Source organism: Stutzerimonas kunmingensis (assembly GCF_014764705.1).
Taxonomy (GTDB): domain Bacteria; phylum Pseudomonadota; class Gammaproteobacteria; order Pseudomonadales; family Pseudomonadaceae; genus Stutzerimonas.
Genome location: NZ_JACXXG010000014.1, coordinates 1 through 22,495, shown reverse-complemented (window position 1 = coordinate 22,495; position 22,495 = coordinate 1). Strand labels below are relative to the sequence as shown.

The following is a 22,495-nucleotide window of genomic DNA, read 5'->3' as shown; positions in this document are numbered from 1 at the left end:
CCGCTCTGTTCCGATGGCCGGGGGAAACTAACGTTTCGCACGGGCGGTCCACCCTATGTCACCAATGAGAAGCCAGGAGTTCGCCATGAGCAGTACTGAAGACAAGGTCAAGGGCAACACCAACGAAGCCGTCGGCAAGATCAAGCAAGGCGTGGGCGAGGCGACCGACAACGAGCGCATGAAAGCCGAAGGCCAGCGCCAGGAAGTGAAGGGCGAGGCCCAGCAGGTCAAGGGTGATGTGAAAGACACCCTGAAAAAAGGCATCGACAAGGCCTGACCGGTCGACGTCTTACGGTAGTAAAAATGAAAATGCCCGCATCGCTGCGGGCATTTTTTTGTCTGGATTCGGCTGGCGATCAGCGCTCCAGATACTGCAGTTTGTCCTTCACGCCATCCCACTCTTCGGCATCGGCCAAGGCGTCTTTCTTCTCGGTGATGTTCGGCCAGACTTCCGCCAGATCCGCGTTGAGCTCGATGAACTCCTGCTGATCTTCCGGTACCTCGTCTTCGGAGAAGATCGCCTGGGCCGGGCACTCGGGCTCGCACAGTGCGCAGTCGATGCACTCGTCCGGGTGGATCACCAGGAAGTTCGGGCCTTCGTAGAAGCAGTCCACCGGGCAGACTTCCACGCAGTCGGTGTATTTGCACTTGATGCAGTTGTCGGTGACGACGAAGGTCATGTCTAGCTATCTCCTCAGGCGTGTCAGGTAGGCGTTACGGTGACGCCCCTGCGAGTAGGCGGCACAGGCAAATGCCGCTTATCAAAAAAATGCGCGCGATTCTAGCAGCTTTCGCGGCGTATCAAATGCGAGTTTTCAAGCTGTATAGCAGGTCCAGCGCCTGGCGCGGCGTCACATCATCGGGATTGATCCGTGCCAATTCCTCGAGCACCGGATGCGGCAGGCTGGCGAACAGGTCGCTCTGCATCGGTGGTGCCGGCTGGCCGGGCGCTATTCTCGGCGCTTCGTGGGGCAGGCTGGTGGTTTCCAGCCGCGACAGATGGTCGCGTGCACGCTGGATGACTTCGCCCGGCACGCCGGCCAGTTGGGCAACGGCCAATCCATAACTCTGGCTCGCCGGCCCCGGCAGCACATGGTGCAGGAAGACGATGCGCTCGTTGTGCTCGGTGGCCGAGAGGTGCACGTTGGCCACGACCGGCTCGCTTTCCGGCAGCACGGTCAGTTCGAAGTAGTGGGTGGCGAACAGGGTAAAGGCGCGCAGCTTGGCGAGGTGCTCGGCTGCCGCCCAGGCCAGCGAGAGGCCATCGAAGGTGCTGGTGCCGCGACCGACTTCGTCCATCAGTACCAGACTGCGATCACTGGCGTTGTGCAGGATATTCGCGGTTTCGCTCATTTCCACCATGAAGGTGGAGCGCCCGCCGGCGAGATCATCCGAAGAGCCGATGCGGGTGAAGATGCGGTCGACCAGCGACAGCTCGCAAGCCGCAGCCGGGACGAAGCTACCGATCTGTGCCAGCAGCACGATCAGCGCGGTTTGGCGCATGTAGGTCGATTTACCGCCCATGTTCGGCCCGGTAATGACCAGCATGCGAGTTTCGTCGTCGAGGCCCAGGTCATTGGCCACGAAAGGCGTCTCCAATACCTGCTCGACCACCGGATGGCGACCCTGCTCGATGCGCATGCACGGCTGCTCGACGAAGCGCGGGCGGTTCAGATCGAGGTTGAGCGCGCGCTCGGCCAGGTTGCTCAGTACGTCCAGCTCGGCCAGTGCGGCAGCGCTTTCCTGCAGCGGTGCCAGGTGGCCGATGAGCATTTCCAGCAGCTCGTCGTAGAGCAGCTTTTCGCGGGCGAGGGCGCGACTCTTGGCCGACAGCGCCTTGTCTTCGAACTCCTTCAGTTCCGGGGTGATGAAGCGCTCGGCGCCCTTGAGCGTCTGCCGGCGGATGTAGTCGGCTGGCGCCGATTCGGCCTGCTTGCTCGGCAGCTCGATGAAGTAGCCGTGCACGCGGTTGTAGCCGACTTTGAGGTTGGCCAGCCCGGTGCGGGCCTTCTCGCGGGTTTCCAGGTCCATCAGGTACTGGCCGGCGTTCTCGGAAAGCGACTGCAGCTCATCCAGCTCGGCGTCGTAGCCGGTCTTCAGCACGCCACCGTCGCGGATCACCGCCGGCGGGTTGTCGATGATGGCGCGGGCCAGCAGTTCGGCCAGTTCCGGGTAGGTGCTGATGCTTTTCGCCAGTTCGAGCAGATGCGGTGCCACCAGGTCCTGCATGCCCGCCTGCAGTTGCGGTAGCGCAGCGAGCGCGTCGCGCAGGCGCGCCAGATCGCGCGGGCGGGCGTTGCGCAGGCCAATCCGGGCGAGGATGCGTTCCAGGTCGCCGATGTCTTTGAGCTGCGGCTGCAGCTGCTCGAAGCGGTAATGCTCGAGCAGGCAGGTGATCGAATCCTGGCGCGCTTCGAGAATCTCGCGGTTGCGCAGCGGGCGGTTCAGCCAGCGGGTCAGCAGGCGCGAGCCCATGGCGGTCTGGCAGCGGTCCATGACCGATTGCAGCGTGTTCTCGCGGCCGCCGGCCAGATTGACGTCCAGCTCCAGGTTGCGCCGGCTGGCGCCGTCGAGGATCACCGTGTCGTCGAGGCGCTCATGACGCAGGCTGCGCAGGTGGGGCAGGGCGGTGCGCTGGGTTTCCTTGGCGTAGGCGAGCAGGCAACCGGCGGCGCCGATGGCCAGCGTCAGGTTCTCGCAGCCGAAGCCCTTGAGGTCTTGGGTGGAGAACTGCTGGCAGAGGCTCTTGAATGCCGAATCGCGATCAAAATCCCAGGGCGCGCGACGGCACACACCGCGGCGTTTCTCCAGCGGCAGGCCCTGCGGCCAATCGTCGGGGATCAGCAGCTCGGCCGGGCTCAAACGCTCCAGTTCCGCGAGCAGGGTTTCCCAGCCCTTGAGTTCCTGCACGCTGAAGCGGCCGCTGGCGATGTCCAGCACCGACAGGCCGAACAGGCGCTCATCACCGACCACCGCAGCCAGCAGGTTGTCGCGACGCTCGTCGAGCAATGCCTCGTCGCTCACCGTGCCGGGGGTGATGATGCGCACCACCTGGCGCTCCACCGGCCCTTTGCTGGTGGCCGGATCGCCGATCTGCTCGCAGATCACCACCGACTCGCCAAGCTTCACCAGCCGCGCCAGATAACCCTCGGCGGAATGGAACGGAATGCCTGCCATCGGGATCGCCGTGCCCGCCGACTGCCCACGCGCGGTCAGGGTGATGTCGAGCAGCGCGGCGGCTTTCTTGGCATCGTCGTAGAACAGCTCATAGAAGTCGCCCATGCGGTAGAACATCAGCTGGTCTGGATGCTCGCGCTTGAGTCTCCAATATTGCTGCATCATCGGCGTATGGGCGGAAAGGTCGGCGTTGGGCTTGGTCATCGGCTTGCGTGCGGTTCGTTGAGTGGCGGGGAAGGCTATCGGATGACGGTGCGGTCGGACCGTCCGCAGCCAGGTTCCCGCGGGAAGCCGGCAAGGTTAACACGGGCCGAGCGGCTCCACAGGTGAGGGCGAGGACCGGTTCCCGCTTGGTCGGGTGTCGTTTGTCGGGCCGGGCGCGGAATGCGTTGACAAGCGAGCCGGTGCTGTTGGTAACTCTGGCCTGTCGACAGGTTGCCGGTGCGCCTTGTGCCTTGCGCGCGCCGGGCCTGCGACTCCCTCGATCATGCAGTCGCGCAGGCCCCCACGGTGCCTGGCGCGGTAGCTTGCCTGATTGTCGCTCGTGCTTCGCCGTCCTGTGGATTGCAGCCCCGGCCATCCCGCCTCGGCGAATGCCTGTTCTACCCCCTCGCGTCAGTTCTTCCTGCAGTAATGCTGGCGACCTCCTTTTCTGGTCAAGTGAGCAGCAGACATGTCTCGACTACTCGGACTCGACGCCCTGCGCGGCGTTGCGGCGTTGTGCGTCGCCTATTCCCATCTGATCGCAAAAATGAAGCGTGACGGCCATTTCGATGGGCTGACCAGCGATCTGTTCCTTGTCAGCAAAACGGTGCTGGATGTCGGCAAGACCAGCGTGCTGGTGCTGTTCGCCCTGAGCGGCTATTTCGTCGTCGCGGCGTTGTACAAGAGCCGCCATCGCTACGAACGGCCGGTCGCAGCCTTCGTCTATCAGCGCTTCTTCAGGCTTTTTCCGCTGTACTGGCTATCGCTGCTTCTCGGCGTGATGTTTCCCTGGGACGATCCGGCTCGGGTGTTCAGTCCGGCTGTCATCGCGCTCAATGCGACGATGCTGCAAGGCTTCGTATTTGTCGAAAATGTGATCGGTTTGTACTGGACGCTGCAAATAGAGCTGACCTTCTATGTGCTGTGCATTGTCATCTTCGCGCTGCGTCTGGGCGGCTCGGCCAGGCGCGATCTGCTGTTTCTGCTGGCCCAGTACGCCTTCACCCTGCTGCTCGCGTTCCTGCGCTACAAGCTGGAAATGAAGCTGCCGGTGGCCCTGCCGCTGATGCTGAGTGTGTGTTTCCTCGGCGCATTGTGGAAGGCCACGGATAACGGTCGCGCACCCGATACCGGGCATTACGCGCGCATCGCAGTGGGCCTGTTCTACCTGTTTCTGTTGCCGATCTGCGTGCTGGCCTACTCGCGCGATACCGGTCTCGGGGAAACCTGGTATCGCTACTTCGTCAGCTATGCGGTGGGTGTTGCCGTCTTCATTGGCGCGACACGCATCAGTGGTAAGGGGCTGCGCTGGATCGCGCCGCTAGGCGGGATCGGCTATATCGTCTTCCTGGCCCATCCATCGGTATTCGCAATCGCCGAGCGGCTGGGCTTCGGCGCTGGAGCGCTGGCCATTCCCGGCCCGCTCTACATCGCGGTGATGCTGTTACTGGTGACGCTGTTCGGCTTCTTCGTCAAGCGAACCCTGGCAGATCCCATCCAGCGCTATGGTGATGCAGTGGTAAGCCGTCGCGGACGGAGCATCGGCGAGCGTGTCGTGCTGCCGGTTCGCCAGGATGCCTGATGGGCGACGCGTAACTCGACCATTGGCCATCCGGATGGCTGAACTCGGGAGCCCGCTGGTGTAGGGTATCGGCCACTTTCCTTTGGCCGGAGCCCTGATGAATCTCACCGAACTGGCGGCACAGCTGGGTGATGCGCTGCAACGACTGGGTGCGCAGGTCAGCACCGCGGAATCCTGCACCGGTGGTGGCATTGCCGAGGCCATCACCCGTATTGCCGGCAGCTCGGCCTGGTTCGAGGCCGGCTACATCACCTATTCCAATGCCCAGAAGACGCGCCAGCTCGGTGTACCGGCGGAGCTATTCGAGCAGGTCGGCGCGGTCAGTGCCGAAGTGGTGCAGGCCATGGCGCGGGGCGCGCAGCGCAACAGTGGTGCGCGCTTTGCGGTGGCTGTCAGCGGCATTGCCGGACCCGGCGGCGGCACGGCAGAAAAACCGGTTGGTACGGTCTGGATTGCCTGGGCAGATGACTCGCATCTGCAGGCCCAACGCTATCTATTCGCCGGTGATCGCCAGGCCGTACGTGAGCAGACGGTGGCGGCGGCGTTGCAAGGTTTGCTTGTGCTGGCGGTCGGAGAAAAACAGTTTCGGGGCTAGGCGAGTAAATTTGCCTATGTTCTAATACTGGCTACTTATACAGTTGTTGTGGCCTCCGGCCCTCTTGATCAAGTGAGGATTTGATGGACGAGAACAAGAAGCGCGCCCTGGCTGCAGCCCTGGGCCAGATCGAAAAGCAGTTCGGCAAGGGTGCAGTGATGCGCATGGGCGATCATGATCGCCAGGCCATTCCGGCCATTTCTACCGGCTCGCTGGGCCTGGATATCGCGCTTGGAATTGGCGGCCTGCCCAAGGGCCGTATCGTCGAGATCTACGGTCCGGAATCCTCCGGTAAGACCACTCTGACCCTGTCGGTAATCGCTGAAGCGCAGAAGATGGGCGCCACCTGTGCTTTCGTCGATGCCGAGCACGCGCTGGACCCGGATTACGCTGGCAAGCTGGGCGTGAACGTCGACGACCTGCTGGTTTCGCAGCCTGATACCGGCGAGCAGGCACTGGAAATCACCGACATGCTGGTGCGCTCCAACGCGGTGGATGTGATCATCGTCGACTCCGTGGCGGCACTGGTACCCAAGGCCGAGATCGAAGGCGAGATGGGCGACACGCACGTCGGCCTCCAGGATGCAGTATCACGTATTGCAGCGTAGTTTTGGTTCACTTAGGAAGTCTTCCTTCCCTACCAAGGGATACTCCCTAAGCTAATCAGTAGTATTCGATTAATTCCTAATTTGAGTGGTCGGTGAGAATGGATCAGGCAAAAAACAAAGCGTTGGAAATGGCTCTTTCTCAGATAGAGAAACAGTTTGGCAAGGGCGCCATAATGCGGCTCGGCTCAGACCGGACAATGGATATCGATGTTGTTTCGACAGGTTCCCTTGGTCTCGACATCGCTTTGGGCGTGGGTGGTCTGCCGCGTGGTCGTATTGTCGAGATCTACGGGCCAGAGTCCTCTGGTAAAACTACCCTCACTCTTTCGGTTATTGCCGAAGCTCAGCGTCAAGGTTTGACCTGTGCATTCGTGGATGCCGAACATGCTCTTGATCCAATCTACGCAGCTAAACTCGGTGTAAACATTGATGACCTCCTGTGCTCGCAGCCAGATACCGGTGAACAGGCTCTTGAGATCGTAGACATATTGACTCGTTCGGGTGCGGTTAACGTAATTGTTGTCGATTCCGTTGCTGCGCTTGTTCCAAAGGCAGAGATCGAAGGGGAGATCGGCGATTCCCATGTTGGCCTTGCCGCGCGAATGATGTCTCAGGCGATGCGGAAGATTACTGGTAACCTGAAAAATTCCAACACCATGTGTATCTTCATCAATCAGATTCGCATGAAGATCGGCGTGATGTTCGGCAGCCCGGAAACCACCACCGGTGGTAACGCGCTCAAGTTCTACGCCTCGGTGCGTCTGGATATCCGCCGTACCGGCGCGGTGAAGGAAGGCGACGAAGTGGTCGGTAGTGAAACACGCGTCAAGGTTGTCAAGAACAAAGTCGCTGCTCCATTCAGGCAAGCAGAATTCCAGATTCTCTACGGCCATGGCATCAGCAAGGCGGGTGAGATCGTTGATCTAGCTGTTGCAAATAATTTCGTTGAAAAGGCTGGCGCCTGGTACTCCTTCGAGGGTAATAAAATTGGCCAAGGTAAAGCTAATACCATGAAGTGGCTTATGGAAAACAAGGCTACCATGGACAAGCTGGAAGGCATGATTCGCGACAAGCTGATGTCGAAGCCACAGCCTGAAACATCTGCCAACCTATCCGCTCTAGAAGAGCCGGCTGACGACTAATATATCTGTCGGTGGGTGAAAGTCGGTCGTCACTGATAGTTGCTGATATACCCTTTATAATAAAGCCTAGCCTTTAAAGCTAGGTTTTATTATTTCAGGCTTAATTATTTAATATAGTTATGTAGATCTAAAAACGCGTTAGTCTTGGGTGGTTTTATTTGCACTGAGTGTGTGATGCGGCTCCTGCTATTGAGTACAGTTTATACCTCTGATCCTGAGGCGTGAATTAAGATTCAAAAACGTACGGCTTTCGCACACCGCTGGTAACCTCCAGCTGCACGGAGATGGGTGAGCTATCATTAGGTTTGGAGTACTAGTCCCCTCCGAGCTCTTCATGCTCTTGGGCAATTTGTTTTAAAAGCCTCTCTGACGTCACCCCTTCGTAGCTACTGAACGAGTCGAGCAGCACTGTGAGGGGGTGAACCCCCATAACCTCAGCGATCTCTATCATCTTCTCGATAGTGACCCCTTTCAGCCCTCGTTCCAGCATCGAGATGTGTGCTCGACTGCTAATTGACATGAACGATTCCTGGCTAAGCCCGCGAGCCTTACGAATTCTCCGCAGACTCGATCCTAGCGCTTGTCTGTAATCCATCCCTTTTCCCGTTGCATAAAAACAACGACGGCGCCCCGCGTTGGCCACCCTCGATAGAGACCTCTTTGCCTTGGGGCTCCCCGGCTGCGACCCAATGCGGCACGGTGCGCAGATGAACTCCAACGGCTTGGCCGATGGCGCTGTAGGTATGCCTCTGCTCGTTGGCGTGATTCTTGCTGTTCGTCAAATAGCCCGGCATTGCCCTTAGCGTATTCCCCAGATACTCGGTAATGCACTGCGTCCTTCATGAAAGAGATCCAAGTCCGCATGCCAGATAACTCTAAAATCGACGACCTCAATAGCTCACCTGCCTTCTGGCGCTCACAGGAAATGCTCCTGCTGCAGCAGGTCATGGCCCTGGCGGGCAAGAGCCTCGCCGTCGAGCCGGTGTTCAAGGAAATGCTCCACCTGCTTTCCGAGCTGCTGGGCCTCAATCGTGGGCGGATCGTCCTGCTCGATGAGGATGGGCGTGGAGGGACCATTCGCTATGCGTATGGCCTGACCAAGGAGGAGGTGGTGCTCGGCCGCTATGCCTTGGACGAGGGTGTTACCGGCAGGGTGCTGGCGCATGGCCAGGTGACCATCGTGCAGGACATCGACAAGGAGCCGATCTTCCTCGGCCGCATGGTCGAACGCAGCAAGCTGCCGGCAGGGCCAGTGTCCTTCATCGCCCTGCCGATCCAGATCGGCCAGAAGACTGTCGGCGTGCTGGCCTGCCATCGCATCCGCATGCGAGCCCGGCCGCTGGCCGACGACCTGACCATACTGCGCATCCTGGCGACGCTGGCCGGACAGATGCTGCATCTGCACAGCTACATCGAGGAGAAGACTCTGGCCCTGGAACAGCGCAACGACATGCTGACCCGTGCCCTGCATGCCGATGCAACCCGTTATGGCATCGTCGGTACTTCCCCCGAACTGCTGCGGGCGATTTCCGAGCTGGAGCGGGTATCCAGTGCCACTGCCAGCGTGCTGCTGCTCGGTGAGTCTGGCAGCGGCAAGGAGCTGTTCGCCCGCGCCCTGCACCTGGCCAGTCCCCGCCGCGACAAGCCGTTCATCAAGGTTAATTGCGCCGCCATTCCCGATACCCTGTTCGAGTCCGAGCTATTTGGTTACGAGCGTGGTGCCTTCACTGGTGCCACGGCGTTGCGTGCGGGCTGGTTCGAACAAGCTGACGGCGGCACCATCTTTCTCGACGAGATTGGCGAGCTGCCGTTGGGAATGCAGGCTAAGCTGCTGCGCACCCTGCAGGAAGGCACCATCAACCGCCTGGGGGGCAAGCGGGAAATCCCGGTCGACGTGCGCCTGGTGGCAGCGACCAACCGTGACCTGGCGATCGAGGTCGCGCGGGGCCAGTTCCGCCAGGACCTCTACTACCGACTCAATGTCATCCCGATCCACCTGCCGTCGCTAGCCGAGCGGCGTAGCGACATTCCAGCCTTGGCCATGCACTTTCTCAACCGGGTCAACCAGGCCAACCAGCGCAACATCAGCCTGACCTCCGATGCCATCGCCCGTCTGCAGAATCACCCCTGGCCAGGCAACATCCGCGAGCTGTCCAACGTCATCGAGCGTGTGGTTTTGCTGGCCGATAAGTCGCCGCTGAATGCCGGCGATCTCGAACCCTTCTTGAACACTGGCGAGACGGTCGAGGAGGTGCAGGTACAGCCGGTCAGCAGCCGGCTGCAGGCAGAGCCATTGATGATGTCCTTGCCAATGCGCCCCTACGCCCCGGCTGGCTCGCACTCCGCTGATGCGTTGCAGCAGGCGCTGCTCCAGTGCGGGGGCAACAAGTCGCGTGCAGCCCAGCTTCTCGGTCTGACTTCGCGCCAGTTCAACTACCGCTGGCAGAAGCTCGGCCTGTAGGCCGCAGCCCGACTCTCCCCGCGTTTTCCTCCCTCAGGGCAGACCACGGGCTGCCCTGAGCGTTTCTGTCTCTGCAGTTTTGCTGCGTCGGGACCTGTCGACAATGTCGACAATGTTGCCAATTGGCTCTGTGCAAACCGCTGTCCGCTCCTCTGGTGAGGCGTTCGAAAGTCGGGGGTATTGGATTCAATCTATTGATTCTATTGATGTTTTCTGTGGTTTGTGCGGTTTGGCACGCCCCCTGCAATCAAGCATTCGACACCCGATGGAGCAGCCGCGCTGCTCACCAGATCCGCTGGAGAATGCCATGACCGCAGCAACCGCCACTTGCCCGAGGACCGTGAAAACCTACCTGAAGCCGATCGATCGCAACGGGCTGATGGCCTTCGCCGAGAAGGGGCGCAACAACCCGGCCACCCGTGGCACCAACAAGGTCCACTCCGTTACGCAAGGCATGTATCGCAGCCTGAGCTATGTCGGTGATCACCAGCCGGTAGTGGTCGACGAGCCGCTGCACCTGTTCGGCGAGGACACCGCGCCGGCCCCGGGCGAGATCGTCCTCTCCGGCCTCGGTGGCTGCCTGGCCGTGGGCATCACCGCGGTGGCCACCTGGAAGCAGGTGAAGCTGAGCAAGCTGGAAATTTTCCTCGAGGGCGATATCGGCAACCCGGCGGCCTGGGGTGCCGGTGGTGCCGAGATGGCGCCTGAGCAGATGGGCTTCCAGGCGATTCGCGTGAAGGTGCTGGTGGAGGGCGATGCGAGCCGCGAGGAGCTGGACGAAATCGTCAAGCACGCCAACTTCTACTCGCCGGTGGCCAACACCATGCGCAACCCGATTCCGTTCAGCATCGGCCTGGCCGACTGATCCAGCACACGCCTAGCCGGAGGATGCCATGAACAGTCTTGCAATCGCAGTTCCCACCACAACCACCGCCTGGACCGACGATGCCCGCGTGCTCGCCGACGTGGGCCGTATCGCCCGCGGTCCGCTGGCCCAACTGGTCAACCGCATCGACCACGAGGGCTACTACCCGCTCGATATCATGGCTGCCCTCGGCGAGAGCGGCGCACTGGGTGTGCATCTCGACAGCCACGGCGGCCGCTTCGGCCTGTCGCTGGCGGCTATGCAGGAGGTCAGCCGAACCTGCGGCTCGACCGGTTTCCTGACCTGGTGCCACGACGTCTGCGGCCTGTACATGGAGCAGTCGGGCAACCCGGCGCTGCTGTCACGGCTGAACGACCATGCCATGGGGCGGACGTTCGGCGGCACCGCGCTGTCCAACCCGATGAAGTCGCTGGCCGGCATCGAAAACATGCTGCTGCGCGCCCGCAAGGTGCCGGGCGGCTACAAGGTCAGTGGTTCGCTGCCCTGGGTCAGCCACATCGCCAAGGGCCAGTACTGCGGCGCGATCGCCGCGGTGGAGCGCGACGACGGCTCGCGCTCCCACGAGATCATGTTCCTGCTCGATCTCGACGAGCGCGCCGAGCTCAAGGCCTGCCCGGAGTTCTCCGCAATGGAGGGCACCAGCACCTGGCGCATCCAGCTCAATGACTACTTCGTCGGCGAGGACAGCATGATCGCCGACCCGGCCCGCCCGTTCATCGCCCGCATCCGCGCCGCCTTCGTGCTGCTGCAAGCCGGCATGGCCACCGGCATCGTCCAGGGCAGCCTCGACTCGATCCGCGAGGTCGAGCCGGTGCTCGGCCACGTCAACCGCTTCCTGCACGACCGCCCGGACGAGCTGCAGGCCGAGTTCGACGAGTTGGGCGGGCGGATCATGAAGCTGGCGCAAAGCCCCTTCGACGGCAGCAAGGACTTCATGCTGGAGGTGCTCGACGCCCGCACCCAGGGCGCCGAGCTGGCCCTGCGCGCCTCGCAGTCATCCCTGATGCACCAGGGGGCGCGCGGCTACCTGAAGAGCGCCGCGCCGCAGCGGCGCATCCGCGAGGCGCAGTTCGTCGCCATCGTCACTCCGGCGATCAAGCATCTGCGCTGGGAGATGGCCCGCCTGATGAAAGAGGAGATGCCGGCATGAGCGCCATCACCCAAGCCTGGCGGCAGTTCATCTGTCGCGCCTGCGGCCTGATTTACGACGAGGAGATGGGTGATCCGGACAGCGGCCTGGCCCCCGGCACCCGCTTCGAGGACATCCCCGAAGACTGGGAATGCCCGCTGTGCGGCGTGACCAAGCTGGACTTCGAGCCTTTCGTCAGACGCGATGCCGCGCCCGCCTGTGCGGTGCAGGGCGCGCCGCAGGGCAGGGGAGTAGTGGTGGTCGGCGCCGGCCTAGCTGGCTGGGCCACCGTCGAAGCCCTGCGTGAGCTGGATGCCGAGGTGCCGATCACCCTGATCAGCGCCTGTAAGGGCGACCTCTACCACAAGCCGGAACTGTCGGTGGCGCTGAGCCGCGGCCAAACGCCCGAGGCACTGGTCCGCGAGACGGCGGCTGACGCCGCCCGCCGCCTGGGGGTGCGCTTGTACACGGAGACCTTCGTGGTCGGCCTGGCCCCGGCGCTCCACCAACTGCGTACCACCCGCGGCACCCTGGCGTACACCCAGCTGGTGCTGGCCCAGGGCGCGCGTCCTGCACTGCCGGCCGCGCTTCCGCCGGCGCTGTGCTGGCGAGTCAACGACCTGGCCGGCTGGAGCGGCCTGCAGGCACAGCTGGCCAAGGCGCCGCAGCGGGTGGCCATCGTCGGCGCCGGCATGGTCGGTTGCGAACTGGCCGAGGACTTCGCCCGCGCCGGCCATCAAGTGACCCTGCTGGACCGCCTTGCCCTGCCGCTGGCGGGCCTGTTGCCTGAGATTGCGGCACAGCGCCTGCGCCAGAGCCAGGAGCGCCTCGGCGTCAGCTATCTCGGTGCTGTCCAGGTCGCAGGCATCAGCGCCCAGGACGATGGCAGCAAGCTCATCACCACCCAGTGCGGCCAGAGCCTGGTCGTCGATCAGGTCGTCGCCGCCACCGGCCTGGTGACCGATGACCGTCTGGCGCGGATTGCCGGGCTGGCCTTCGACAAGGGCATCCGGGTCGACCCCTGCACCCTGCAGACCAGTGCCGCGGATGTCTACGCGCTGGGCGACTGTGTCAGTCTGGACGGCGCAGCCTGCCGCTTCATCGAACCGATCGCTCGGCAGGCGAGGGCGATTGCCCATGCCGTGCTCGGCAGGGCTGGCGAGAGCTACGCCCACAGCCAGCCAGTGATCCGCCTGAAGACCCGCTCCCTGCCCATCGAGATGCATGGCACGCCTTGTGCTGAGGGCGAGTGGCTTGTGGTGCGTGAAGACGACAGCTGCCTGCTGATGGAGCAGCTGGTCGACGGCCGTACCGCTTCAACCTTGCGTGTAGGTCAGGCCAAAGCAGCTTGATCGGATGAGCCAAAAGAGGGCACAGCCATGACCGATAAGAATTTCTACCGCCCCTATTCGGAGCACAGCAGCCTGTCGGGCTGCACCTGCGGGGCCCACGGCAGCCAGCAGGAGCATGACCTGCAGGCCGAGCGGGAGCGTCTGGCCCGCGGCCGCGACAGTGAAGCCCTGTCCCGCGATTTCGTCGAGGCAGCCGCCGTGCGCGCGCTGTTCCCTCACGATGCCACCCGCCGCCGTTTCCTCAAGGCGGTGGGCATGGGCACCGCGATGGCGGCCATCGCCAGCGTGCTGCCGCTGCAGTCGCTGCAGGCGATGGCTGAGGAAAAGGGTCCGCTGGAGAAGAAGAACCTGAAGATCGGCTTCATTCCGATCAACTGCGCCACGCCGCTGATCATGGCTGACCCGATGGGCTTTTATAGGGAGCAGGGGCTCAACGTTAGCCTGCAGAAGACTGCCGGTTGGGCGCTGGTTCGCGACAACATGCTCAATGGCGAACTGGATGCCTCGCACTTCCTCGCCCCGATGCCCCTGGCCATCTCCATGGGCCTCGGCTCCAGCGCCCAGCCGATGCGCGTGGCGACCATCCAGAACACCAACGGCCAGGCCATCACCCTGGCACTCAAGCACAAGGACAACCGCGATCCGCACAACTGGAAGGGCTTCAAGTTCGCCATCCCCTTCGAGTTTTCCATGCACAACTTCCTGCTGCGCTACTACCTGGCCGAGCATGGCCTGGATCCGGATCGCGATGTGCAACTGCGGGTGACCCCGCCGGCGGAAATGATCGCCAACTTGCGCGCCGGCAACATCGACGGTTTCCTCGGCCCGGATCCCTTCAACCAGCGCGCGGTGTACGACGGCATCGGCTTCATCCACATCCTCTCCAAGGACATCTGGGATGGCCATCCGTGCTGCTCCTTCGGCACCTCGCAGGCGTTCATCGAGCAGAACCCGAACACCTTCGCCGCGCTGTACCGCGCCATCCTCAATGCCGCGACGGCCGCCAACGATCCTGCCAACCTGCCGGCGATTTCCCAGGCCATCTCCACGCCGAACTACCTCAACCAGCCGGAGATCGTCATTCGCCAGGCGCTGACCGGGCGCTATGCCGACGGCCTGGGCAAGGTGCAGAACGAGCCGGACCGCGCCGGCTTTGATGCGATGCCCTGGTACTCCATGGCGACCTGGATGCTGACCCAGATGAAGCGCTGGGGGTACGTGAAGGGTGAGATGAATTTCAGCGCACTCGCCGAGCAGGTGTTCCTTATGACCGACGCCCGCCGGCAGATGGCTAGCCTGGCGATGAGCGAGGCCAATGCCGAACCGGCGTCCGGCTACAAGAGCTTCTCGGTGATGGGCCGGCCGTTCGATCCGCGCCAGCCGCAGGCCTATCTGGATGGCTTCGCCATCAAGCGCAGCTAAGGAGAACGTCATGGGCAAATCGATACGTATGAAAGCCGCGCTGCTGTCCTTCGTGATGCTGCTGGTGCTGCTGATGGTCTGGCAGGTGGCGAGCCTGCCTGGCAAGCAAGCCGCCACCAGCGCGATGGACGAGGAGTACGCCCTGCTGATGGGGCAGACCGTCAGCGGTGAAACGAAGGAGGTCAACGGCATGCCGACCCCGGCGCAATTCGCCGGCCTGGCCTGGAAGCAGCTCAGCGATCCCTTTTACGACAACGGTCCCAACGACAAGGGCATCGGCATCCAGCTGGCCCATTCGCTGGGGCGCGTGGGGCTCGGCTACCTGATCGCCGCGCTGGTGGCGATCCCGCTGGGCTTCGTGATCGGCATGTCGCCGCTGCTCTACAAGGCCTTCGATCCATTCATCCAGGTGCTCAAGCCCATCTCGCCGCTGGCCTGGATGCCGATCGCGCTCTACACCATCAAGGATTCCACCACCTCGGCGATCTTCGTGATCTTCATCTGCTCGGTCTGGCCGATGCTGATCAATACCGCCTTCGGTGTCGCCGGGGTGCGCAAGGACTGGCTCAACGTCGCCCGCACCCTCGAGGTCGGTCCGTTGCGCAAGGCCTTCCAGGTGATCCTGCCGGCTGCCGCGCCGACCATCATCACCGGCATGCGCATCTCCATGGGCATCGCCTGGCTGGTCATCGTCGCCGCGGAAATGCTGATCGGCGGTACCGGCATCGGCTACTTCGTCTGGAACGAGTGGAACAACCTGTCCCTGGGCAACGTGATCTTCGCCGTCCTGATGATCGGCGTGATCGGCATGCTCCTTGATCTCCTGTTTGCCAGCCTGCAAAAGAAGGTGACCTATGTCGAATGAAGCTCACAAGCACAGCGTCCCCTTCATCAAGGTGGAAGGGTTGACCAAGCGCTATCGCGACGATCTGCCGCCGGTGTTCGAGAACATCAACTTCAGCATCCAGCAGGGTGAGTTCATCTGTGTGATCGGTCACTCCGGTTGCGGCAAGAGCACCATCCTCAACGTCATAGCCGGCCTGGAAGAGGCCAGCAGCGGCGGGGTGGTGATGGCCGGCAAGGAAATCTCCGGTCCCAGCCTGGACCGTGGCGTGGTGTTCCAGAGCCACGCGCTGCTGCCCTGGCTGACCGTGGAGCAGAACATCGCCTTCGCCGTGCGCTCGCGCTACCCGGAGTGGTCGCGCAAGCAGATCGCCGAGCATGGCGCCCGCTTCCTCGACATGGTCGGCCTCAAGGCCGCCGCGCAGAAGAAGCCCAGCGAACTTTCCGGTGGCATGAAGCAGCGCGTCGGTATCGCCCGCGCCTTCGCCGTGGAGCCGAAGATGCTGCTGATGGACGAGCCGTTCGGCGCGCTGGATGCGTTGACTCGCGGTGTGATTCAGGACGAGCTGCTGAAGATCTGCTCAGCCACCCGGCAGACGGTGTTCATGATCACCCACGACGTCGACGAGTCGATCCTGCTGGCCGACAAGATCATGCTGATGAGCAACGGCCCCCATGCGCGAGTGGCCGAGATCGTCATCAACACCCTGCCGCGTGATCGCAGCCGCGAAACCATGCACCACGACCCGCAGTTCTACCGCATCCGCAACCACCTGGTGGACTTCCTGGTGCGCCGCTCCAAGGTCATCCAGCAGAGCGGGGCGCCGGCGCAGGCCGGTGGCGAGCCGCTGATCGTGCGGCCGGGGCTGGAAAGTGACGAGCCGCCGCCCGGCCCCGAGCAACCACAGACCTCCAGGATGCGCGTCGTCGCCTGACTGACCATCCTGTAACGCCCCTTCCCGATCCGCTAATCAGCGGCCGCCAGAACTCCGGTACTGGCGGCACGGGAAAGGTGCGCCCTGAAAAACTTGCCAGGAAAGCCCCCATGCGTGCCAACACTCTGCTGTGCCCCCTGTTGCTGGCCTCGACTGCGCCAGCTGTAGCCCAGCCCGAAGAAGCCCTTGCCAACCTGCTTACCCAGGGCAAGCCGATCCTCGATCTGCGTTATCGCTACGAGCACGTCGATCAGGACAACGCCCTCGACCATGCCAACGCACAGACCCTGCGCACACGCGCCGGCTTCCAGAGCGGGAGCTGGTACGGCTTCTCCGGGGTGCTCGAGGTCGACAACCTCAACCGCATCGGCGACGAGCGCTTCAACGATACCCGCAATGGTCGCGGCAATTACTCGGTGGTGGGCGACCCCGACGGTACTGAAATCAACCAGGCACTGCTGCGCTACGACCATGCGCAGGGAAGCGCTGTGGCCGGCCGCCAGCGCATCGATCTGGACAATCAGCGCTTCGTCGGCGGTGTCGCCTGGCGGCAGAACGAGCAGACCTACGACGGCTTCCTTGGCCAGCTCAAGCCGCTGGACCAGCTGACCCTGACCTACGCCTACCTCGACAACATCAACACCACGTTCGGCCCCGACGGCCAGCACGGCTATCCGACCAATCCGGCGAACATCGAGGGGCACAGTCACCTGTTCAACGTCGCCTATGCTTGGCGCCCGGAGCTGAAGGTCACCGCCTACAGCTACCTGCTCGGCCTCGACAACCTGGCGGTGGCGCCAACCGCGGCGCCGGGCAGCCAGTCCAGCCGTACCAGCGGTGTGCGTCTCGCCGGCGCGCGGGAGGGCTTCAGCTACACCCTAGAATATGCCCGCCAGCGCGACTACGGCAACAATCCGCTGGACCTGAACGGCCACTACTTCCTCGGCGAGCTGGGCTACCAGCAGGGCGGCTACCTGGCCAAGGTCGGCTACGAGGTGCTCGGCGGGGAGGAAGGTGCCGGCAATCGCGCCTTCCAGACGCCGCTGGCGACCAAGCACCAGTTCCAGGGCTGGGCCGACCTGTTCCTCATCACCCCGGCAGCCGGTATCCGCGACAGCTATGTCGGCGGCAGCGTGCCCCTGCTGGGCGGCAGCCTGCAGGCCTGGTACCACGACTTCCGGGCCGACCAGGGGGGCGACAGCTACGGCCAGGAGCTGGACGTGGCCTACAGCCGACCGATCCCCTATGTGAAGAACCTGGTGGCCATGGCCAAGTACGCCCGCTACGACGCCGACGAGTTCGCGGTGGATACCGACAAGTTCTGGGTACAGATGCAGTACCGCTACTGATCGGCGACGGGCGCCGCTCAGGCGCAGGAGGACGCATGTTGCTGGAAAGCCTTTACGGCCTGGGTGTGGGCCTGGCGCTGGGCATGACCGGGGGAGGCGGGGTGCTGGCCGTGCCGGCGCTGGTGCTCGGCTTGGGCTACAGCCTGCCCGAAGCGGCGCCGGTGGCGCTGGTCGCGGTGGGTGCTTCGGCCTTCCTCGGCGGTCTTGATGGCCTCCGCCGCGGGTTGGTGCGCTACAAGGCAGCGCTGCTGATGGCGCTCGGCGGCGCACTCTGCGCGCCGCTCGGGCTGCGGCTGGCGGCCGTTCTGCCGGTGGCGGCGCTGATGCTGCTGTTCTGCGCCGTGCTGCTGCTGATCGCCGGGCGCATGGCGGGCCAGGCCCTGACCAGCCCTGCGCCGGGCGCGGTACCCGAGGCCTTGCGCAGAAACTGCATGCTCAACACCGAGACCGGGCGCTTGCGCTGGAATTCGCGGTGCTTCTTCAGCTTGTCCGCCATCGGTGGCCTGTCGGGGCTGTTCAGCGGCCTGCTCGGCGTCGGCGGCGGCTTCCTGGTCGTCCCCGGGGTGCGCCAGTTCAGCAACCTCGGCATGCACGGCATCGTTGCCACCTCGCTGATGGTGATCGCGCTGATCTCCGCCAGTACGGTTGCCGGTTTCCTCTGGTCCGGCGGCAGCCTGTCCGCCGCGGCCTGGATGTTCATCGCCGGGTCCGGCTGCGGGATGCTCGGCGGCCGTCTGCTGGCCCCGCGGGTGCCTGCCCGCTACCTGCAACTGGGTTTCGCCCTGCTCGCCGGCCTGGCCGCGCTGATGCTGCTGGGCAAGACGCTCATATCCCTTTTTCCGCTTCACTGAACCCCGGAGCCCGCCATGCAGCCGCATGTGGAAAGCTTTTTCGACGCGCAGACCTCGACCTTCAGCCATGTGGTGCACGCCGGGCCGGGCACGCCCTGCGCCATCATCGATTCGGTGCTCGGCTATGACCCGAAATCCGGACGCACCGATACCCGGGCGGCCGATGGAATCCTCGCTTACGTCCAACAGCAACGGCTCGCGGTGCAGTGGCTGCTGGAAACCCATGCCCATGCCGATCACCTGTCCGCTGCCGCCTACCTGCGTCAGCGCCTGGGCGGCAGGATCGGCGCCAGCGGGGCGATCCGTAACGTGCAGAGGGTGTTCACGGGCATCTACAATCTGCCCGCGGACTACTGCGCGGAGCATGGCCAGTTCGATCACCTGTTCCAGGCCGACGAGGCCTTCACCATCGGCGAACTGCGTGCCTGCGCTCTGCACGTGCCCGGGCATACGCCGGCGGATCTGGCGTTCCAGATCGAAGAGCGTCTGGTATTCGTCGGTGACACCCTGTTCCCGCCGGATGTCGGTACCGCCCGCTGCGACTTCCCGGGAGGCTGCGCCGCCCAGCTATATCGCTCGATCCGCCGCCTTCTCGCCCTGCCGGGAGAGACCCGCCTGTTCATGTGTCACGACTACCCGCCGTCTGGGCGCAAGCCGATTGCCGAGTGCTCGGTGGCCGAGCAGCGCGCGGCGAACATTCACATGCATGATGGCGTGGGCGAGGGGGACTTCGTTGCCATGCGCAACCAGCGCGACGCGCAGCTCGACATGCCCAACCTGCTGCTGCCCTCGATCCAGGTGAACATCCGGGCCGGCGTGCTGCCTGAGCCTGAGGGCAATGGGGTGCGTTATCTGAAGATGCCGCTTGATGTGCTCTGAGGAGCTGTTACAGGACGGGGTGCGTGAGGTAGATAGCCAGGGGCGGTTAGCAGCCCTGGTCTATGAACGAAAGGAGAGAGAAGGGTAGGTGTCGACCCGAAGTGGCCAGTGGCGACAGGCAGAAATCGGCCGATTCTGTTGAAAAAGGCGGTCTTTGCTGGAGCCGCTTTCAATCGTTCAAAAAACGCACGGTTTTGGCGTTGCTACGCGAATTCTGAAGCAGACTCGGTGCGGAGCTGCTTCAGATTTCAACGTCAGCGGCCTACTTTCGCACGCAGAAATCGTAGAGGGACTTTTTCAACAGAATCGGCCGACTGCTGCCGGTCGAGAGAGGCCGCAGTCGATGTGGGATGCAAATAAAGTTTCATCCTCTCTTTACAGCACAAAATTGTACTAAAACTCTGTGAGTGAGTGAGTGATAGGCCTTCAGGCTAATTTGCTTTTTAGTACATGTACCATTAGGTGTACCACTCCCAGTTGGCGCAAGCCGCTGGGAGTTTTCTTTTGTGCGCCCAGCATGGGCGCCCTCCTGCGGGTGCAAGTCCCGCCGTAAGTTGATCACAGCGAACGAAGTGAAGCGCAACTGCGTGAGGGTGACCGAGCGTGGGGAGGAAGCGTGGAGCGTAATCTGCGAGCCGATGAACAAGAACCGGATAGAAGGCGCTATGGAGCAGGGCGAGCGGGCAAGAAACCGCAAAGCTCTGGTGATCAAGGCGAAGTGGCGTAGATCCGGCGGTTGTGCAGAGAAGGAGTGCGTTCTTACCTGGGGAGATCTCGCCTCGATCCTGAAAGGGTAACGGCGTCGAGCCGGAGCGAGAAGTCAGCAGAGGCCGTAGTAGTTTTTTTTTTTTGACGAAGGGCCGAACGAGAGAGAGTGCGATAGGCCATCCTGATGCGACATGACCTGAAGTCAGATGCTCACCAGAAGGTGGGGCGGGCGCAGGCGATGAGCGGTGAAGCCGTGATTCGCTCCGTCAGCGACGAGGCACTGCGCCCGCGGGGTGAAACCGACAGCACAGGGCAAGGGCTGCTGTATCGGGCCCTTGCGAGAGGAAACCTGCAACGAGCGTGGAAGCGGGTCAAAGCCAACAAGGGAGCAGCGGGTGTCGACGGACTGAGCATAGAGCAGACGGCCGAACGGCTGCTGACGGAGTGGGCGGGGATTCGAGCGCAGCTCTTGTCAGGGTTGTACCGGCCCAGTCCGGTACGGCGGGTGATGATTGCCAAGCCGGACGGAAGCCAGCGCGAGCTGGGTATACCAACGGTGACCGACCGTCTGATCCAGCAGGCCTTGCTGCAGGTGCTGCAACCGTTGCTCGATCCTGGTTTCAGCGAGCATAGCTACGGTTTTCGGCCTGGACGCCGTGCGCATGATGCGGTGCTTGCCGCTCAGGCGTATGTGCAATCTGGGCGCCGGATTGTGGTGGACGTGGATCTGGAGAAATTCTTCGACCGTGTCAACCACGACATCCTGATTGAACGCTTGCGCAAGCGCGTCCCGGATCAAGGCGTTCTTCGTCTGATACGAGCGTACCTGAACAGCGGCATCCTTGATGGCGGTCTGGTCATGCAGCGGCATGAAGGCACACCGCAAGGTGGTCCGTTGTCGCCGCTGCTGGCCAACGTGCTGCTCGATGAAGTGGACAAGGAGCTGGAGCGCCGCGGTCACTGTTTCGTTCGCTACGCCGACGACTGCAACGTGTACGTGCACAGCCGCCGAGCGGGAGAAAGGGTGATGGCGCTGCTACGCCGTTTGTACGCCAGGCTTCGCTTGAGGATCAACGAGGCCAAGAGCCGCGTGAGCAGTGTCTTTGCGGGGCGCAAGTTCCTGGGGTACAGCTTCTGGGTAGCCCCGAAAGGGGTGATCAAGCGCACGGTGGCGAAGAAGGCGCTGGAAGCGTTCAAGCAACGAGTTCGGCAACTGAGCCGCCGCTCGTGCGGTCGCAGTCTGCAGCAGGTCGTTGAACGCCTGAGTTCCTACCTGGAGGGCTGGAAGGGCTACTACCGGTTGGCGCAAACGTCGCGAGTCTGGCAGATGCTGGACGAGTGGCTGCGTCATCGGTTGCGCGCGATCCAGCTCAAGCAGTGGAAGCAAGGCAAGACCATGTTCCGGGAGCTACGCGCACTGGGGGCAAGTCGTACAGTGGCACAACGGGTGGCGGCCAACAGCCGGCGCTGGTGGTGCAACAGCGGCAAGCTACTCAATAGGGTGTTGAACCTGGCCTGGTTCGACCGCCTGGGATTAGCCCGACTCTCATAACCTCAATCCCTCGAACCGCCCGGTGCGGACCCGCATGCCGGGTGGTGTGGCAGGGGCGCAGTTCATCAAAACTGCCCCCTATGCCGATTCAGGCAATCAGCTGCGTAATTGCATGACCTCGACCATCCATTTGCATTAACGCGCGGTCAGGTGGCAACCGGCAGAAAACGGCCAGAAGCGGCCACTAATTTCTTGGCAATCAACAGCAGAAAAAGCATTATGGAAACAACTTCTCACGCGCAGTCCCATCTTCGGCGGCATGGATGCCTTGCTTATCTCACACAAGCATTCATTCCTGCTAGCTTTGGCGACATGCTGTGAAGCGCGGGCTTATGCCGCATTCGGCTATAACTGGCTTATACCGCGTTCGATATAACGTCGCAGCAGAAGGGAGTGAAAGATGCATAAAACACTGATCCGCAAGAGAAAAGTCAGCATTGTTAGCGAAATGTTAGGCTGCGTATTAGTCGAGCGTTCGGTCTAATCACTGTTACACACTAGGGAAGTACCTGAAGCTAGAAGTCAATAGAGTAGGTATCATTAGCTACCATGAAAAATGGTTTTAATAAAAAGTAATTGAGTTAGTTATTGTTGCCGCTGACCGAAAACTGACCCAGTAGAGGCTGTTCTGCCGACTGAAAACTGACCCAGGTGTTCAACTGCTTCTGCTCAATTTTTGAGCAGGAGAACACAGGGTGATCAGTATGGAAATGATGGGCAAAATCCGCCGGATGTATTTCCGCGACAAGCTGTCGCTGCATGAGATAGCCAAGCGCACCGGGTTGGCGCGCAACACGATTCGCAAGTGGGTCAGAGCACC

18 protein-coding genes and 1 pseudogene are annotated in these 22,495 nt (G+C 62.4%); 16 read left to right on the top strand and 3 right to left on the bottom strand.

Translation table 11 applies throughout. From position 1 onward, the window contains the following. The first annotated feature begins 85 nt into the window (after nucleotides 1-85). Nucleotides 86-277, top strand: a complete 192-nt coding sequence (locus IEG05_RS12545) for a CsbD family protein (RefSeq protein ID WP_090519016.1) — start codon at nucleotides 86-88, stop codon at nucleotides 275-277. 79 nt (nucleotides 278-356) lie between these two features. Here the strand turns inward: IEG05_RS12545 and fdxA are convergent, their stop codons facing one another. Together fdxA and mutS are read right to left on the bottom strand one after the other, a co-directional pair. Next, entirely contained in the window at nucleotides 357-680 is a 324-nt protein-coding gene (gene fdxA / locus IEG05_RS12540; protein WP_003285709.1) for a ferredoxin FdxA, read from the bottom strand. Between the two features lie 121 nt (nucleotides 681-801). Next, nucleotides 802-3,381 carry a DNA mismatch repair protein MutS gene (gene mutS, locus IEG05_RS12535; protein ID WP_191122141.1) on the bottom strand — a complete coding sequence of 860 codons (2,580 nt, stop codon included), beginning with the start codon at nucleotides 3,379-3,381 and terminating at the stop codon, nucleotides 802-804. 469 nt (nucleotides 3,382-3,850) lie between these two features. Here mutS and IEG05_RS12530 point away from each other — a divergent pair, with 469 nt between their 5' ends. The 4 genes and pseudogenes from IEG05_RS12530 to recA all read left to right on the top strand — a co-directional run bounded on the left by IEG05_RS12530 (nucleotide 3,851) and on the right by recA (nucleotide 7,308). Beyond that, entirely contained in the window at nucleotides 3,851-4,963 is a 1,113-nt protein-coding gene (locus IEG05_RS12530) for an acyltransferase family protein (RefSeq protein WP_191122140.1), read from the top strand. Nucleotides 4,964-5,060: 97 nt separating this feature from the next. After that, nucleotides 5,061-5,558 carry a CinA family protein gene (locus tag IEG05_RS12525; protein WP_090519013.1) on the top strand — a complete coding sequence of 166 codons (498 nt, stop codon included), beginning with the start codon at nucleotides 5,061-5,063 and terminating at the stop codon, nucleotides 5,556-5,558. A gap of 83 nt (nucleotides 5,559-5,641) precedes the next feature. After that, nucleotides 5,642-6,139: pseudogene (locus IEG05_RS12520) on the top strand (ATPase domain-containing protein); the annotation flags it as partial. 125 nt (nucleotides 6,140-6,264) lie between these two features. Beyond that, nucleotides 6,265-7,308: a recombinase RecA gene (recA, locus tag IEG05_RS12515; protein ID WP_046622304.1), complete on the top strand. Its 1,044-nt coding sequence runs from the start codon at nucleotides 6,265-6,267 to the stop codon at nucleotides 7,306-7,308. 313 nt (nucleotides 7,309-7,621) lie between these two features. On the opposite strand, the gene IEG05_RS12510 is transcribed toward recA, so the two are convergent. After that, the gene (locus tag IEG05_RS12510; protein ID WP_046622309.1) at nucleotides 7,622-7,903 is read right to left on the bottom strand and encodes a helix-turn-helix domain-containing protein; all 282 of its coding nucleotides are present in this window, start codon (nucleotides 7,901-7,903) and stop codon (nucleotides 7,622-7,624) included. A gap of 267 nt (nucleotides 7,904-8,170) precedes the next feature. On the opposite strand from IEG05_RS12510, the gene IEG05_RS12505 reads away from it, so the two are divergent. The 11 genes from IEG05_RS12505 to ltrA all read left to right on the top strand — a co-directional run bounded on the left by IEG05_RS12505 (nucleotide 8,171) and on the right by ltrA (nucleotide 21,675). Continuing rightward, nucleotides 8,171-9,769 (top strand): sigma-54 interaction domain-containing protein, encoded by a 1,599-nt coding sequence (locus IEG05_RS12505; RefSeq protein ID WP_046622311.1) that lies wholly within the window; start codon nucleotides 8,171-8,173, stop codon nucleotides 9,767-9,769. Between the two features lie 307 nt (nucleotides 9,770-10,076). Beyond that, complete coding sequence (locus tag IEG05_RS12500; RefSeq protein WP_046622330.1) at nucleotides 10,077-10,634, top strand: OsmC family protein; 558 nt, start codon at nucleotides 10,077-10,079, stop codon at nucleotides 10,632-10,634. A gap of 28 nt (nucleotides 10,635-10,662) precedes the next feature. Next, on the top strand, nucleotides 10,663-11,805 hold the full coding sequence (locus IEG05_RS12495) for an acyl-CoA dehydrogenase family protein (RefSeq protein WP_042939177.1): 1,143 nt from the start codon (nucleotides 10,663-10,665) through the stop codon (nucleotides 11,803-11,805). Then, nucleotides 11,802-13,136, top strand: a complete 1,335-nt coding sequence (locus tag IEG05_RS12490) for an FAD-dependent oxidoreductase (RefSeq protein WP_042939174.1) — start codon at nucleotides 11,802-11,804, stop codon at nucleotides 13,134-13,136. The genes IEG05_RS12495 and IEG05_RS12490 overlap by 4 nt, the downstream gene beginning before the upstream one ends. 27 nt (nucleotides 13,137-13,163) lie before the next feature. Continuing rightward, on the top strand, nucleotides 13,164-14,558 hold the full coding sequence (locus IEG05_RS12485; protein WP_046622317.1) for an ABC transporter substrate-binding protein: 1,395 nt from the start codon (nucleotides 13,164-13,166) through the stop codon (nucleotides 14,556-14,558). Between the two features lie 10 nt (nucleotides 14,559-14,568). Next, entirely contained in the window at nucleotides 14,569-15,423 is an 855-nt protein-coding gene (ntrB, locus tag IEG05_RS12480; RefSeq protein ID WP_046622320.1) for a nitrate ABC transporter permease, read from the top strand. Next, entirely contained in the window at nucleotides 15,413-16,336 is a 924-nt protein-coding gene (locus tag IEG05_RS12475; protein ID WP_046622323.1) for an ABC transporter ATP-binding protein, read from the top strand. The genes ntrB and IEG05_RS12475 overlap by 11 nt, the downstream gene beginning before the upstream one ends. A gap of 110 nt (nucleotides 16,337-16,446) precedes the next feature. Then, entirely contained in the window at nucleotides 16,447-17,685 is a 1,239-nt protein-coding gene (locus IEG05_RS12470; protein ID WP_052742233.1) for an alginate export family protein, read from the top strand. A gap of 35 nt (nucleotides 17,686-17,720) precedes the next feature. Further along, entirely contained in the window at nucleotides 17,721-18,536 is an 816-nt protein-coding gene (locus IEG05_RS12465; RefSeq protein ID WP_042939165.1) for a sulfite exporter TauE/SafE family protein, read from the top strand. 15 nt (nucleotides 18,537-18,551) lie between these two features. After that, nucleotides 18,552-19,415, top strand: a complete 864-nt coding sequence (locus tag IEG05_RS12460; protein WP_046622324.1) for an MBL fold metallo-hydrolase — start codon at nucleotides 18,552-18,554, stop codon at nucleotides 19,413-19,415. Nucleotides 19,416-20,361: 946 nt separating this feature from the next. Further along, nucleotides 20,362-21,675, top strand: coding sequence for a group II intron reverse transcriptase/maturase (ltrA, locus tag IEG05_RS12455; protein ID WP_179575937.1), 1,314 nt, complete (start codon nucleotides 20,362-20,364; stop codon nucleotides 21,673-21,675). Nucleotides 21,676-22,495: the final 820 nt, after the last annotated feature.

Coding starts and splice junctions, on each gene's coding strand:
- IEG05_RS12530 (WP_191122140.1), top strand. CDS start 3,851: ATGTCTCGACTACTCGGACTCGACGCCCTGCGCGGCGTTGCGGCGTTG.
- IEG05_RS12490 (WP_042939174.1), top strand. CDS start 11,802: ATGAGCGCCATCACCCAAGCCTGGCGGCAGTTCATCTGTCGCGCCTGC.
- IEG05_RS12470 (WP_052742233.1), top strand. CDS start 16,447: ATGCGTGCCAACACTCTGCTGTGCCCCCTGTTGCTGGCCTCGACTGCG.
- fdxA (WP_003285709.1), bottom strand. CDS start 680: ATGACCTTCGTCGTCACCGACAACTGCATCAAGTGCAAATACACCGAC.
- IEG05_RS12525 (WP_090519013.1), top strand. CDS start 5,061: ATGAATCTCACCGAACTGGCGGCACAGCTGGGTGATGCGCTGCAACGA.
- IEG05_RS12460 (WP_046622324.1), top strand. CDS start 18,552: ATGCAGCCGCATGTGGAAAGCTTTTTCGACGCGCAGACCTCGACCTTC.
- IEG05_RS12475 (WP_046622323.1), top strand. CDS start 15,413: ATGTCGAATGAAGCTCACAAGCACAGCGTCCCCTTCATCAAGGTGGAA.
- recA (WP_046622304.1), top strand. CDS start 6,265: ATGGATCAGGCAAAAAACAAAGCGTTGGAAATGGCTCTTTCTCAGATA.
- ltrA (WP_179575937.1), top strand. CDS start 20,362: ATGAGCGGTGAAGCCGTGATTCGCTCCGTCAGCGACGAGGCACTGCGC.
- ntrB (WP_046622320.1), top strand. CDS start 14,569: ATGGGCAAATCGATACGTATGAAAGCCGCGCTGCTGTCCTTCGTGATG.
- IEG05_RS12495 (WP_042939177.1), top strand. CDS start 10,663: ATGAACAGTCTTGCAATCGCAGTTCCCACCACAACCACCGCCTGGACC.
- IEG05_RS12505 (WP_046622311.1), top strand. CDS start 8,171: ATGCCAGATAACTCTAAAATCGACGACCTCAATAGCTCACCTGCCTTC.
- IEG05_RS12465 (WP_042939165.1), top strand. CDS start 17,721: ATGTTGCTGGAAAGCCTTTACGGCCTGGGTGTGGGCCTGGCGCTGGGC.
- IEG05_RS12545 (WP_090519016.1), top strand. CDS start 86: ATGAGCAGTACTGAAGACAAGGTCAAGGGCAACACCAACGAAGCCGTC.
- IEG05_RS12500 (WP_046622330.1), top strand. CDS start 10,077: ATGACCGCAGCAACCGCCACTTGCCCGAGGACCGTGAAAACCTACCTG.
- IEG05_RS12485 (WP_046622317.1), top strand. CDS start 13,164: ATGACCGATAAGAATTTCTACCGCCCCTATTCGGAGCACAGCAGCCTG.
- mutS (WP_191122141.1), bottom strand. CDS start 3,381: ATGACCAAGCCCAACGCCGACCTTTCCGCCCATACGCCGATGATGCAG.
- IEG05_RS12510 (WP_046622309.1), bottom strand. CDS start 7,903: ATGGATTACAGACAAGCGCTAGGATCGAGTCTGCGGAGAATTCGTAAG.